Origin of the sequence: Microcoleus sp. B6-A1, assembly GCF_036705085.1 — a bacterium.
Taxonomy (GTDB): domain Bacteria; phylum Cyanobacteriota; class Cyanobacteriia; order Cyanobacteriales; family Microcoleaceae; genus Microcoleus.
Genome location: NZ_JAUBTU010000055.1, coordinates 16,216 through 30,293, shown reverse-complemented (window position 1 = coordinate 30,293; position 14,078 = coordinate 16,216). Strand labels below are relative to the sequence as shown.

General features: G+C 46.3%; 10 protein-coding genes and 1 tRNA gene. 4 read left to right on the top strand and 7 right to left on the bottom strand.

The genetic code is table 11. The features are described 5' to 3' along the window. Position 1: 1 nt before the first annotated feature. Positions 2-1,240 carry a tetratricopeptide repeat protein gene (locus QUB11_RS19975; protein WP_333205653.1) on the top strand — a complete coding sequence of 413 codons (1,239 nt, stop codon included), beginning with the start codon at positions 2-4 and terminating at the stop codon, positions 1,238-1,240. Positions 1,241-1,331: 91 nt separating this feature from the next. Here QUB11_RS19975 and QUB11_RS19970 read toward each other — a convergent pair whose 3' ends face one another. The 6 genes from QUB11_RS19970 to QUB11_RS19945 all read right to left on the bottom strand — a co-directional run bounded on the left by QUB11_RS19970 (position 1,332) and on the right by QUB11_RS19945 (position 9,888). Beyond that, entirely contained in the window at positions 1,332-2,051 is a 720-nt protein-coding gene (locus QUB11_RS19970; protein ID WP_333205652.1) for a DUF2786 domain-containing protein, read from the bottom strand. A 174-nt stretch (positions 2,052-2,225) separates the two neighbouring features. Beyond that, positions 2,226-3,443, bottom strand: a complete 1,218-nt coding sequence (locus QUB11_RS19965; RefSeq protein WP_333205651.1) for a DUF790 family protein — start codon at positions 3,441-3,443, stop codon at positions 2,226-2,228. A gap of 15 nt (positions 3,444-3,458) precedes the next feature. Continuing rightward, the gene (locus QUB11_RS19960) at positions 3,459-3,920 is read right to left on the bottom strand and encodes a DUF3598 family protein (protein ID WP_333205650.1); all 462 of its coding nucleotides are present in this window, start codon (positions 3,918-3,920) and stop codon (positions 3,459-3,461) included. Between the two features lie 270 nt (positions 3,921-4,190). Then, a complete protein-coding gene (locus QUB11_RS19955) occupies positions 4,191-6,893 on the bottom strand; it encodes a C2 family cysteine protease (protein WP_333205649.1) in 2,703 nt (900 codons plus the stop codon). 1,190 nt (positions 6,894-8,083) lie between these two features. Then, positions 8,084-8,260 carry a hypothetical protein gene (locus QUB11_RS19950; RefSeq protein WP_333205648.1) on the bottom strand — a complete coding sequence of 59 codons (177 nt, stop codon included), beginning with the start codon at positions 8,258-8,260 and terminating at the stop codon, positions 8,084-8,086. A gap of 89 nt (positions 8,261-8,349) precedes the next feature. Next, positions 8,350-9,888 (bottom strand): DEAD/DEAH box helicase family protein, encoded by a 1,539-nt coding sequence (locus QUB11_RS19945; RefSeq protein WP_333205647.1) that lies wholly within the window; start codon positions 9,886-9,888, stop codon positions 8,350-8,352. A 308-nt stretch (positions 9,889-10,196) separates the two neighbouring features. Here QUB11_RS19945 and ald point away from each other — a divergent pair, with 308 nt between their 5' ends. Continuing rightward, on the top strand, positions 10,197-11,285 hold the full coding sequence (gene ald / locus QUB11_RS19940) for an alanine dehydrogenase (protein ID WP_333205646.1): 1,089 nt from the start codon (positions 10,197-10,199) through the stop codon (positions 11,283-11,285). A gap of 277 nt (positions 11,286-11,562) precedes the next feature. On the opposite strand, the gene QUB11_RS19935 is transcribed toward ald, so the two are convergent. Then, on the bottom strand, positions 11,563-12,459 hold the full coding sequence (locus tag QUB11_RS19935; protein WP_333391544.1) for a Uma2 family endonuclease: 897 nt from the start codon (positions 12,457-12,459) through the stop codon (positions 11,563-11,565). A 255-nt stretch (positions 12,460-12,714) separates the two neighbouring features. Here QUB11_RS19935 and QUB11_RS19930 point away from each other — a divergent pair. After that, a tRNA-Leu gene (locus QUB11_RS19930) sits at positions 12,715-12,796 on the top strand. Positions 12,797-12,869: 73 nt separating this feature from the next. Next, entirely contained in the window at positions 12,870-13,667 is a 798-nt protein-coding gene (locus tag QUB11_RS19925) for an RNA methyltransferase (RefSeq protein WP_333391543.1), read from the top strand. Positions 13,668-14,078: the final 411 nt, after the last annotated feature.

Sequence of the window (14,078 nt, the reverse complement as noted above, 5' to 3'; positions counted from 1 at the left end):
TGTGGAATGCTCGACGCTAGCAAATTTAGGTGATTTTTACCGTATTCAGGGCAATTATATTAAAGCAACAGAGTATTTAAAGCAAAGTTTACTTATTGCACAAGAAATTTCAAACCGCCAGCTTGAGGGAGCAGTATTGGGAAAGTTAGGCGTAGTTTACCGCTGTTGTGAAGAGTATACAAAAGCTATGCAATACCAGCAGTATAGCTTAAATATTATGGAAGAGATTCAATACTCTAAAGGTGTAGAAGCATCTCTAATGAATGTGGGCGCAATTTACCGTCGCCTCAAAGATTATACTAACGCAGTTGAGTGTCACAGGCAGCACTTAGCAATAGCGCAGGAGATTCAAGATCCATTGGGTAAGAGACAGGCGCTAGCAGATTTGGGAAGAATTTATTATCTCCAAGAATACTACTCTCAAGCTATTGACTATTACCAGCAAAGTTTAACCATTGCACGAGAACTAAAAAGTGACGTTGTAGGAGAGTTTTTTGCCATTTTGGGTTTAGGATTAGGTTACGCAGGATCAAAAGATTATGTCAAAGCAATTGATTGCTATCAGCAAGCTTTACTCCTTGCCCCACAAATGGGAAACCAGCAAGAAATAGCTGTTTTATTGGGTATTGCAGAAGCTTATAATTTACTAAAAAGCTATTCTCAATCTATCGAATATTATCAGCTAATATTAATATTCTTAAGTAGGCTTAGTAACCGTGAAGCAGAAATGTTTACTCTGGTTAATTTGGGCAGTGTTTATTCGCAGCAAAAAGATTACTCAAAAGCAAAAGATTGTTACGAGCAGATTGTATTACTGGCACAACAAACTGGCACTCGTCACATGGAAATGGTAGCATTGGCTCGTTTAGGATCTACCAATGCTAAACTAGGATGCAAACCACAAGCTGTTGAATTATACGAGCAGACATTACCAATTGCTAAAGAACTTGGGGAATATGGACGAGAGATAGCAATACTGATTAGTTTGGTTCTTTTGTATTTAGAACAGCAAAGATATTCCAAGTTATTTAAATCTTTAATTCGACTTGCATTTAAACATTGGTTGGTTATACCAATCTTTATTGGATTATTATTTTCCTTAGCCTTAATAGGAATATTTTCTGTTATTCTATCAGTGATAATTTGGGGATTGGCTGCACTTTTTCTCAGCGTAATTGTTACATTTATCTTGTGGGAAGTTTTCAAAACTCTTAAGAATAGTCAGGATCAAGGTGCATGATCCTCAACTTTTCAGTACGCCAACTGACCTAATTTGTAATTTGCTTTAATTTTATCCCAGTTTGGATTATCCATCAATTACTATCGAGAACTCAAAGACATTCATTAAGTTGCTTCATATCCCCTTGCGGCTGCACTTGCTTGTGCAAACTAATTTTATCGCCCACTTCATACCCCGAATTAAAACCCGCCGCGCTGCTGACTTGAGAATCTGTTCTAGTTCTAATTTTAACCCCTCGGCCCTCTAGATAATCCGCGATCGCCTGTTGATTTTTCTCAAACATCGATCGTACTACAATCCCTGGAGTCGCCGCCACATCCCCCGAACCCGGAATCCCCGACTCTTCCATCTGCTGTTTTTGTTCCAACAATCTTTGTCTCAACCTTGTCGCGCATCCCACCCGAAAAGCATTCAGATACGCCAATCCCCTCCCGTTTCCTTTGCGGTATTTAGCCCTTTTTTCAATCGCCGAACTCAAATACTCGTACAGATGTTTGCAAACAATCAGGTTTGTAGAAGTTCCCACCAAAAACATACTGCCATTATAAGTGTTTCGCATGGCAGTGCAACCGTTAGCGTCGGCAATTCCCGAAAGCAGCATCATTTTCCAAGTTACAAATTTCGATGTTGTTTCAACAGAGTTTTCGTCAATCTCTTCTTGGTGATTTGGCCCTAAATCCGCGAGGCTGAGATTGTACTGTGCCAGTAAAAGGGAAGCTTTTTCGGCCGCAGCAGTCGATTCGTTTTCATTGGATGAGGTGGCGAGGGCTAACAGCTTTTTGATTCTTTCGACAATACTTGTGTCTGGCATTTTTCAATCGATTTTAGGGTGAGAGTATGCGGTGGCAAGGATTTGGGTGAATTCCTATTTTAGTATAGCGTGCAAGGTGGGAGGTTTTTTGAGGAGGATTTTTTTGAACCGCAGAGGGCGCAGAGGCCGCAGAGAGAGAGAAAGAAAGGAGTTTGCAACTGATGCGCGGATTGGTTACTCTTCGAGGACTTCCAGGACTGATTTGGGCAGCAATTTATCTTTAAACCAGACTACTTTTGCTGGCACATCATTTACATTCACCCCGGCTTTTTCTAAATTCAGCCGTTCGGAAATAGCTAAAATCAAGTGATCGCATTCAGACTTCTGTACTTGTGAAAATTTCTTTTGCAAATACTCCGGCCGCCAATAACCAACTATTTCTAATAAAAACACTCGCCCGTCGGGATGCACCAACCGAAAATCGGGAATCATCACACTACCTGGAATCGGAATTAAATCAACTTCTCGCTCTAGTTGCCACTCGGTTTTTGTGGAATTCCATCTTTCAGCAAAGGCGGCTTCTAACATACTATCATAAGGCTTGCCAGGGGGATAGTGGCTGACTAAACCGCAATCGGAATTTAGGGTGAATTTACCTGTTTTCAAAACGCCACTAAAAGGGTCTTTTGTGTGCAGTGTCGAGTGCATACTCCATTTGGTAACGTGCAGCAGTGCGGGCAGCATTTTCGCCAGGGCTAAGCCGTAGCGGGTGCTGGGTTTGAATAAGCTTGTAGGGCCGTCTATTGTCAGTGTAAAACCGTGGTCTGCATCGCCTTCGATGTAAGTCATTAATTGAAATAGTTTCAGATAGCGAAATAAGAGTTTGTATTCTCCTGGATCGTTGCGGTGCGCGGTTAATTGGACTTGACTTGCTCGGTAAAATATGCCTTGAACTTGAGAAAGATTGTATTTGTGAAGCAAGTTTTCGGGTGTTGGTGCATTAAACTCAGTGAGGATTTTGTTTTCGTTTAAATCCGCGTATAAACCTGTAGTGATTTCGTGAGGCAAAACTTCTCTGTTTAACTCTTGGCTGAGTTCACTTGCTACTTTTTCCAGGGTTAATTGGGTGGATTGAGGGCTGGGAGTCGATCGCGCGGACAATGCAAAAACCCGCTGTCTCAACTCTGAGGGTTCTAGGGGACTGATGACTTCTAAGGTGCAGAAACCGCCTTTCAGCAGGTGCGCTAATCCCCGTTTCAGCCGATAATCGGGGCTGTCGCCTTCTAATTCTAGCAAGCGTCCGTCGAGTTCGCCTTGGGTTTTGCCGATCGCACTTTGAAAGCAATCAATCATTTCGGTAGCTGCTTCTAAGTTTTTAGCATCTATCTTGAGGCGGAGAGGAATAATTGATTCTCCGTTTTGGCGGTGACTTAATAAATCAGTGGGTAACATAAGCAGTGAAAAGTTTTACTCAATTCTTCGTTCAACAATCACCAGAACTCCCCTAAGTTTTCCCTCTTCTGTCAAGCTTTGGGTAGTCCGAATTCGCCGATCTGAACTGACAAGATGGATGGTTTCAACAGCCCTCATAAAGCCAGTTGCTTTGTCCCATACTTGAAAAATTATCAAATCCTCTCCAACTTCTGTCGCTAGTGTATTGTAGTTGGAAAAAACCGAGTCCAGACCTTCAATTTGCACTTGCCCTTCGCCGACAACATAACCCACAAAATTTTGGGTTTCACTCTGACCATTGGCATAAGTTTGAAGGTTAGTTTGCCTCCACTCGTTATTAACTATTTTCTGAGTTACCACTGCTGTAAAACGCCGGGTTTCTTTGCAGTCGCCATCGAGTATTGTCCAGTCTCCCTCCCAAACTCCTGTATGTTTGGGGAAAATTTTAAAGTTAGTTAGTTGTGCAGTTTCGCTCATTTTTAGGCAATGTAAATTAGTTGTTGATGATATTTTATTCCAGCTTCCTCTAATTTTACTGTAGCCAAAATCATAGAAGAGGATATTACTCAAAGACCTCTAATTGAGGTGCAGCCCAAAATTGCGTGTCGGTAGGAGTTGGAACCAATTGCGTAGATTGGGTTGACAATAAGAAACCGAACAGCCCTTTACTAGGTTGGGTCTCGCGAAATGAGACCCAACCTACATCTGTTCCAGCTTAACAGTTGGGTTGTGAAGAAGCGATCGGTACTATGCCTGGGACAGACTCACCCCCTGAAAGTTCTTCAAAAACGCATCAAATGTGATGGTTATAAACCCATCATTATCGTTACTCGGATCTTCTGCTGCCTTCACGAGACTACGGTTCTCGCCATTAGTATTATCGATCCCGTGGGGATTCCGCAGCAAGATCAGCTTTTGCCCATCTTCTCGTTCATAGGCATTGTGGATGCTGTAGGCATGGCTTTGGTATAAGACCCCACCATATAATAGCTTTGAGTCATCCCCGCCGCCGGGTGTCCCAGCAGCGACGTAGCCTCCATTGTCCAACGCAGTTTTAATGCTGTCAAAGACTTGATCGGTCTCAATAGGGTCTCCTGGTGTGACAAAAAACCTACTCTCAATTGTTGCATCGGGTGTAATCGTGCTCGGTGTAGTCTTCTCTGTAAGATTAGAGGGATTCCATTTAATGAAGTCGATCGATTTGTTCGTGAGCCGGCTGAGGGCATTTCCGTAAAAACCACCATTCCCTATGGCATCATAGCCACCCCGAAACTTTGCATAGGCTCGTTCAAAAATGGGAGCCCAGATGGGTTGACCATTTGCGTCTGTTGCCCCGACATTGTTATTGGTCCATTTGGCTCCAAACAACTTACCTTCAGAGGTAACCACCTGATTGTCCACGACGATATCCTGGGTTTGTTTCTTGTCGAAGAACTTGATGCTGTAGTTCGTGTCCTCGGTAGAAATCGCACTTTTGAGCACCGTACTCTCCTTGGATTTAGCATCGGAAAGGTCTTCCTTGATTTTGCCGAACGTAGCCGTCATGGCTGCCAAAAAGTAGCAATCGCCAAATAGATTCTGGTTCAATTGGTCGATTCGGATTGAACCAGGGTCGATCTGACCATTATCAAGAGGGGCATAGGTAAAATTAGTAGTGTTGCCCTTATAAGTAAAGACCGGTAGTGGTAACGGAGTGTCAGCACTCGCACTGCGTAACGCGTTTGCAATCGGCGTTCCCGTCACCGTCGCATTCAGAGTATAGTCACCCAAGCCCGGAGCATCCACACTGGAGGCAAACACCACATATTGAACCCCTGGCTCCGTGGTGAAACTCACCCTGGCATTGAAGTCTCCACCGTTGGTGTTGATATCATCGTTTTCAGCCACCACTTCGCCCGTGAGCTGATCCACCACTGTTAGAGAAGCATCGAAATCCTGTGATTCTTGAGTCACAGTCACCGTTAACCCAGCCCCCAGTTCCGACAGCAGATAGGGATCGGCGTAGTTTTCCTGATCGTTGGGATCGAAGTTATCGTTTTGAGTCAGGGTGCCTGTCGTGGGGATACCGGGGAAGAGCGGGTCATAGTTTTCAATGTCTACCCGGCTGCCCGGTTCGGAGATGGCAGCAATTTCGTAGGGCGTTGGAGCACCGGGCGCGCTGACATTGACGTAATAGGTACCGGGGTTGATGTTATCCTCCTGGATTTCATTTGTCCCCTGGGCAACAATCTCATCCGCATCCAACTGATCGTTGCTATTACGATCGCTCCATACAGTAAGGTTTAGATCCGCCTTCCGGTTCTCGGTAAACAGATCCAAATACCCCGCGTTGAGCACTTCCAGGCGATAGGCATCCACTGCATCAGTCCCGCCCACATAATCGTGCAATTCCACTTCACCGTCTGGCGACAGCAGGCGTGCCGTGCTGGCTCGATCGCCCGCCAAATCTTTTGCTACAGTTCCGGCAACACCTGCCAAACTCAGGCTGTAGTTGGTGTTTCCTTCATATGCCTCCACCGATAGGAAATATTTACCCGGATCTAAGGTGACGTTCTCAATGGTTTCATTCGCAGCGCCCGATTTTGTGGATGCGGAGATGATTTCATCTCCCCCCAATTCCCCATCATCGTTCAGATCCTTATATAGTGCCACATCCGCATCTGCGCTCATCCCACTCAAGCCCAAGTTAACAATGCTCGTTTCCGTTACCTGGAATTGGAAAAAGTCGGCATAATCTTCATCGCCCACTGCCCCCTGAAGGTTAGCTCCTCCCGGTATCGAACCCAGCACTGTAGCCCCCGGTTCCGTATCGTCCAGTGTCGCTTTGACGGTACTGAATAAGCCTGTCAGGCTAGCAGGGCTGACTCCCTGCACCCGCGCCAAAATCCCACCAGTTGCTTTCAGCCGAATGAATGTATCGGTGCCATTCGCTTCCAGCGTTACGTCGGCTTCGGTGAGGGCATCGCCTGCTCCATCCGTCAGAGCAATGACATCGCCCTCTTCATCGCTGAAGTCGGCGATCGTATCGGCGAGAGCCGGATTAGTTAGAGCATCAGCGACATTCAAAACAAAAGCATCGGAACCGTCGCTGCCAATTAGACTATCAACTCCAGCACCCCCGGCTAGGAAATCGTCTCCCTCTTGACCGATTAATGTATCGTTGTCTTCACCGCCATAGATAACATCATTACCGCGTTCTCCCTGGAGATAATCATCTCCAGCATTGCCCAACAGCAGATCGGCTCCGCGTCCGCCTTGTAGGCTGTCGTTCCCGATTCCACCGGAGATCGAGTCCGCTCCGTCATTCCCATAGACCAAATCCGGGCGATCGGAGCCCACAATGGAATCTGCTCCTGCGAGCGAGCGAATCCCAAAACCGGCCGGAACTTTGGAGTCGATCGTAAAAATATCGACACCGCTGGTCAAATCAAACAAGTTATTGGATGACATTAGTATATGAACCCTGAAAGATGAATGTACGAAGACATGAAAAATCCCACCCGCAATACCTAGGAATTAGTTAGAGCGGTGAATTAGTTGTTGAGCCCAAATCCGGCTGAAATACCCCCTCGATCTCTTAGTCTGTCCCTGACTACGTTCGAGGATAAAGTTCGGCAGACGTTGTAGTTGGCTCTCGTGAGTTTTAGGTGATCCTAAAAATAAAACTTCCCGTGGTACAGCCCGGAAAGCCTGCGTGAGCGAGACGCTCACACTACCGTTTCCACCACAAATCCAGAACAGCCAATTTATTCGTCTACTATAGAGTGCTAAGGATAATATTGATGAGCTATTGCATCTTTATTAACTCTTATCTTACAAAAATATCATACCTTAGATAGATGACAAAGCAATACTTTTTATAACCGCTTGGTTAATCAGTGGGAAAACTAAACACTGTATGGGTTCACCGAAAAACGAGCCCGGCGTGCCCCTGGCTTTAGACACGGGGAGGAAGTCGGCTGCGGTTTCAACCGCCTTCAATATTTCTTTACACAACTGATTGAAAGGTTGTATTAGAATTAGATTGCAAGTAAAACAACCATCTACGTGTTGAAACACGCCTTGTATCGGAGAAATCCCGGCGAGCGTGAGCCACCACACTCTTGAGGAGTAGTAAGCCTGTACAACTGACAAGTAATGACAGAGTGTGAAGCGTACCTATCTCGCAAAAGTGATGGATTATGAAAGCAAACACAATTTAAAAGTAAGCGCAATTGCAATACCCTTCGTACTGGTAGTTGTTTTGAGCGTATAGAGGTGCTTTGATAACGCCTTTGAGAGTTTTCGGATTCATTCAAGAATCCCCGTGGCTTCAGCCGTGGGGAGTATCAAGAGGTGACAACCCCATCAAACTCATCAGCTTCCCAAAAATCGGTGTAGCAGATGGCACAAGGGCGGTAAACTGCCTTTAAGGATTGCCAAAGCCCCGCCTTTCCTGAGTTTTAGGTGATAATCAAAATAAAACTTTCCGTGGTACAGGCCCGAAAGCCTGCGTGAGCCAGAGGCTGACACTACCGTTTCCACTACAAATCCAGAACAGTCGTGTAGTTTGAGATCAAAATTTTTCAAGCCCCTTTTCCATAAAGGGGGTAACGGAGCCGAAGTTGGCATTCTAAGGCTATACACTAAGTTGGCAATATTCAATCTTTATTTTCTTCGTCATAATTTTCTCCCCATTTGGCTGGTGATTCGGCTGCTTTTTTGGTTGTCTCCCGGTTGACTCCGTAAATGGGTGTCGGTTTGACAGTTTCTAATTTCTGATATTCAGGCTTTGGCGGTTCTATTTGTGTTTGTGGTTGGGGTTTGTGAGGCTGCATTCCTCCTCAGCGGCGTTGGGATGTTCTTCGTCGCGAAGAACGCGAAGGGAAGAGAGAGAAAGAAAGTGTTTAGAAATAGTTTAGGCTTGCTACCAGGGAATTTCATCATTGTCTTCTCCCCATTTTGCGGGTGATTCTGCTGCTTTTTTGGTTATCTCTCGGTTGACTCCGTAAATGGGTGTCGGTTTGACTATTTCTAATTTCTGATATTCTGGTTTTGGCGGTTCTATTTGTGTTTGTGGTTGGGATTTGTGAGGCTGCATTCCTCCTCGGCGGCGTTGAGAAGTTCTTTCTTCGCTAGTGTCTTCGGTGACGACTTCGTAGAGAATTGCTAACTTATTTACATCGCTGCTTTTGCGGAGAACTCGACCCAATCGCTGGATGTATTCGCGTTCGCTGCCGGTACCTGACAATATGATAGCAATTCTGGCGTCGGGAACGTCCACTCCTTCGTTGAGGACGTGGGAGGCGACGAGGGTTTTGTATTCGCCGCTGCGAAAGCGATCGAGGATTTCGTGGCGTTCTTTGACAGGGGTTTGGTGGGTAATTGTGGGGATGAGAAATTCTTGGGAAATTCGGTAAACTGTGGCGTTGTCTCCGGTGAAAATTAGCGTGCGCTGGGGAGAGTGTTCTGCTAGTATGTTGGCTAAAATTCGCAGTTTTCCTTCGGTACAAAGGGCGATTTCTTTGGCTTGACGGTGGGCTAGCATGGCGCGCCGTCCCAGGGGCGATCGCGCGCTTGCCATGATAAACTGTTTCCAACCTTCGAGGCTGGATATTTTGATGTTAGACTGTTTTAAGAAGTCGTTGCGAATGTTGATTAATTCGGCGTAGCGAGATGCTTCTTCTTGTGACAGTTTTACCATAATTTGAACTATTTTATGGTCGGCTAAAGCATCCCCCGCCAAATCTTCTGGTCTTTTGCTAAATACTGTCGGGCCGATGAGAAAATGTAAATCACTGTGGCGGCCATCGGTGCGATCGGGTGTAGCTGTCAGTCCGAGTCGAAAAGGCGCGATCGCATATTCGGAAATTACTCGATAAAAGTCCGTTGGCAAATGGTGGCATTCGTCAAAAACCAGCAAACCGTATTTATTGCCCAAGGTTTCTGCATGAATACTTGCACTGTCGTAAGTGGCGACTAAAATTGGCGTTTTGTCCCGCGAACCTCCGCCCAACAATCCGATTTCGATGTCGGGAAAAGCTGCCTTTAAATTAGCATACCACTGGTGCATTAAATCGAGAGTTGGTACTACAATTAATGTACTGCGACCAGTGACTTGCATGGCTAATTGTGCCAGATAAGTTTTGCCGGAAGCTGTGGGGAGGACGACTACTCCTTGGCTTCCTGCTTCTTGCCAAGCTACGAGGGCCTGTTCTTGATGTGGGTAAGGCTGCATTTCCACGCTGGGTACCAGTTCGAGTAGTTCGTATGCCCTAGCTTCGTCGGTAAAGTGAATGCACTCGGCTTGGAGGCATTCTACCAGCGGGCGGTAGTGAATTGCTCGAATGCGGTATTTTTCCACGCGATCATCCCATGTCGCAAAGTCCACCCAGTCTCTGCCTTTGGGCGGCGGGTGCAGCAAGAGAGTTCCGCGATCGAATGTTAAAGTAGGTATGCGTGGCATTTGTTTAGATAGGGGGCGAGTTATGCCTGTTAAATTATAAGTGACAGATCAAATATATTGACTCTTCTTGAAATTATCTGCGTTACTCTGCGTTAATCGGCCCTACATCTGCGGTCGATCTATCAATCAAAAAATTATGTAATTCAAGTCTCAATTGAGGAAATTGCGATCAATCTGGCGAAAAATCCAACAAAAATTCTTCTAGCCCAGCCGGATTGCCAAATCTAAAATCTACAAGAGTATTGTCCCCCTGGGGATTGTTTTTAGGTTAGATTCGATCTACGTATGCCTGAGATTAGAGGTTATAGATGGAAATAGGCGTCCCCAAGGAAATCAAGGATTTAGAGTTTCGAGTCGGGCTTAGCCCCACAAGTGTCCGGGCTTGTTCGGACAAAGGCCACACAGTTTTTGTAGAAACGAATGCTGGTGCTGGGGCCGGTTTTGCGGACGAGGACTACGTTGAAGCAGGGGCTAAGATTGTTTTAAAGGCTTCAGATGTCTGGAATCGCGAACTAATTGTTAAAGTTAAAGAACCGCTGCCTGCTGAGTATCCGCTGATTCAAAAAGAGCAGTTGCTGTTTACATATTTGCACTTGGCGGCCGATCGCACATTAACGGAACATTTAATTAGCAGCGGAGTCCAGGCCATCGCCTACGAAACCGTCGAACTCCCGGACAGAAAATTGCCGCTGCTGACGCCGATGAGTATTATTGCAGGGCGTTTGGCCGTGCAGTTCGGAGCTCGGTTTCTGGAACGACAGCAAGGTGGCAGGGGCGTACTTTTGGGTGGCGTACCGGGGGTAAGACCGGGTAAAGTTGTGATTTTGGGCGGCGGAATTGTCGGCACAGAAGCAGCCAGAATTGCTGTAGGAATGGGCGCCAGAGTGCAGATATTAGACGTAAATGTCGATCGCCTAGCTTATTTAGAAACTCTGTTCGGTTCCCGAGTAGAATACCTCTACAGCAGTCCTTTGCAAATTGAAGCAGTTGTTCCCGATGCTGATTTGTTAATCGGTGCGGTTTTGGTCTTAGGTAAAAAAGCTCCAGTGCTGGTTTCTCGCGAATTTGTTGCGAAGATGCACCCAGGTTCTGTGATTGTTGATGTCGCTGTCGATCAAGGCGGCTGCGTCGAAACTTTGCGGGTAACTTCTCACACAAATCCCACTTATGTTGAGGAAGGAGTTGTGCATTACGGCGTGCCGAATATGCCCGGTGCCGTGCCTTGGACTGCGACTCAAGCTTTGAATAACAGCACTTTGCCTTATGTTTTGCAGTTGGCAAATAACGGGATTAAAGCTTTGGAAATGAATCCGAGTTTGGCGAAGGGATTGAACGTGCAGAATCACCGATTGGTGCATCCGGCCGTGCGCGAGGTTTTCCCCGATTTGGCCGATTAGATTCCCATTTTTTTAAAGTAAGCTATCCCGCATCTAAATTGTATTTTGGTGCGGGCGCGGCGCCCACTCCACAAGCAACTTGATGTGTTGTGGAATGGGCCGGAGAGCCCGTTCCTAAGAAGATCACAAGATGTGAGTTATATCAAATCCGTTAGCATCGGAATAGTAAATTCGAGTTCACTGTTCACTGTTCACGGCGTCAACCGTCAACCGTCAACCGTCAACATCACCTGACGGTGTAACCGGAAATGATATTACTACGAACCTTGTTGTAAAATTAGGGTTGATAGATTTGCCGGATTTCATCGAGGTTGTTGGCTGCTTGCATATAAGATGCGATCGCCTGCAAAACACCAACATCAGAAATTCCCGAAATCTCCTCAAGCAGCAGCAATCCTTCGTCTCCGAATTTGAGCTTTAAACCGAGTTCGATCGCCTGGATAAATGCTTGTTTAGTGCGCGCCTGTTCCTCCAGTAACTGAGCATCTTTTTGAGATAACTGAGCATCTTTTTGAGATAACTGAGCATCTTTTTGAGATAACTGAGCATCTTTTTGTGCCGCCAGTTCGTCGCCTGTAGGAATGGGAACGCCACTAGCATAGCACCAGCGCAACCAAGTACCACCGACATTTTCAAATTCACCTTGCCACAGAGTTAGTCCCAAACCGACTTCGGGAAACCAAGCATCACTTTTGGGTACGTAAGATTGATTCTGCAATTCAAAGACTCGCAGCGTACTCCCTTTCAACTCGCGTAGCGGATCGTACACGACATAATACGGGATTCGCATTCGAGCGTAATCTATTAACTTGCTGCCCAATTCGTTGCCCGGAGTTGGGGAAACAATTTCGATCGCAATTTCGGGAGGCTTGCCAAATTCCCAAAATAAATACGATCGCACTTGTTTTTCCCACCAATCCTCAGCACCAGTAATATTGATACTGAGAAACACATCCGGGGCGATTCCAGGTAGACGCACGCTGCTGAACAAACCGACATTTGCAGCCGCAATGAAGGGAACGGTAATACCTGTATCGCCACCGCTATATAAAACCGTTGTCAGCAGCCGCTGCTGTTTTTCGTTGATGAAACTGTCCAAAGGAGTATCGTCTTCTAAAACTAAGTTGCTAATATCTGGCAACTGACTCGGATCGAGGGTTAATGGCTCAGACATAGGTAGCCGACGTGATGAGAAATATCTGCCAAATGAATTATAACAGAATGGGAATTGGGCATCGGGCATCGGGCATCGGGCATCGGGCATCTTCGCCTTTATAGAATTGGGAGTTGGGAATTGGGAAGAAGGAAGATTTTCTTCCTTCTCCCTTTGCTAACGGGTTTGGTATTACTCGCAGCCCAGAAAAAATAAATTCCCCAAAACACTTGACATATCGGCGAACATATGGCAGAGTAGTAATTCGTGACCGATGCGGAACTGGCGGAATTGGTAGACGCGCATGATTCAGGTTCATGTGGTGCAAGCCTTCCGGGTTCAAGTCCCGGGTTCCGCATTCCCAAGGCAGAAGGAAGTTTGGGGTTAACCCGATACAGGCAATAACCCCATTCGCTCTGCTGAATTAAACAATGCTGACAAGTATTCAAAACCCCCTAGTTAAAGAAATTCGCAAGCTGCACAGCTCGAAGGGACGCAGGGAACAACAATTATTTTTACTCGAAGGGACGCACTTGCTCGAAGAAGCTTGCGCGGCAAAATACCCGCTAGCAACGGTTTGCTGCACTCCCGAATGGCTGGATCAGCACGGGGAACTTTGGCAGCAAGTTGGTAATTTAGCCGATCGCACAGAATTAGTAAGTGCAAAAGTGTTAGAGTCGATCGCCACTACAGTCCAACCCGACGGCATTGTCGCCACCGCACCCCGCACCGCAACAGAGCCCGCAAAATTGTCAACTTTAGGAATAGCCCTAGAAACAATCCAAGATCCGGGCAACTTGGGGGCGATCGTCCGCACGGCTGCGGCTGCTAATGCCGACGGTTTGCTACTGAGCGCAGACAGCGCCGATTTAGACCATCCCAAAGTGCTGCGCGCCTCGGCAGGAGCTTGGTTTAAGCTGCCAATGGCAGTCAGTCCAGATTTAACCGCCGAAGTCTCCGGGTATAAAAATCGAGGAATGCAAATTTTAGCAACTGTCGCCGGGGCCAGTTTAAGTTATTGGGAAGTAGATTTGCGAGTGCCGACTCTGATAGTTTTGGGCAACGAAGGCTCTGGTTTGTCGGAAGAATTGAGGAGTTTGGCCGATCGACAAATCCAAATTCCCCTGAGTCGTGGCGTAGAATCTTTAAATGTGTCGATCGCCGCAGCCCTCATCTTGTACGAAGCTCAAAGGCAAAGAAGTCAATCGATTTTAGATTTTAGATTTTAGATTAAAGAATTGAAGCATTGAGCCACGGATAAATTCGGGGGCCAGTTTATCGGATACAGGTTTTTTATTTCTGGACGGATGAATCACGTGGCGGGTATCCTGGATGCTTTCGGTCATTAGTTATTAGTCATGAGTCATTAGTCATTATCTGTTGGGGCGGGTTCATCAATATCTGTAACTTCATATTCAGGGCAGCCACGGGGGGCAGCCCCTACAAGATAATGAAACAGCCCTGCCCCTCTACCAATCTCCCCCTCTGAGATGTGGCGGATTTTGTTTATCTTGATGCAAACTGTAAAGCCAGGAAAGCGGGTACTCTCGTATCAACAGTTCAGGCTGGCATGAAATAAATATGAAGAAGTGTAGCCAACTGCTCTCACAAATGTTAAGATTCTTAACATAACGTAGTAT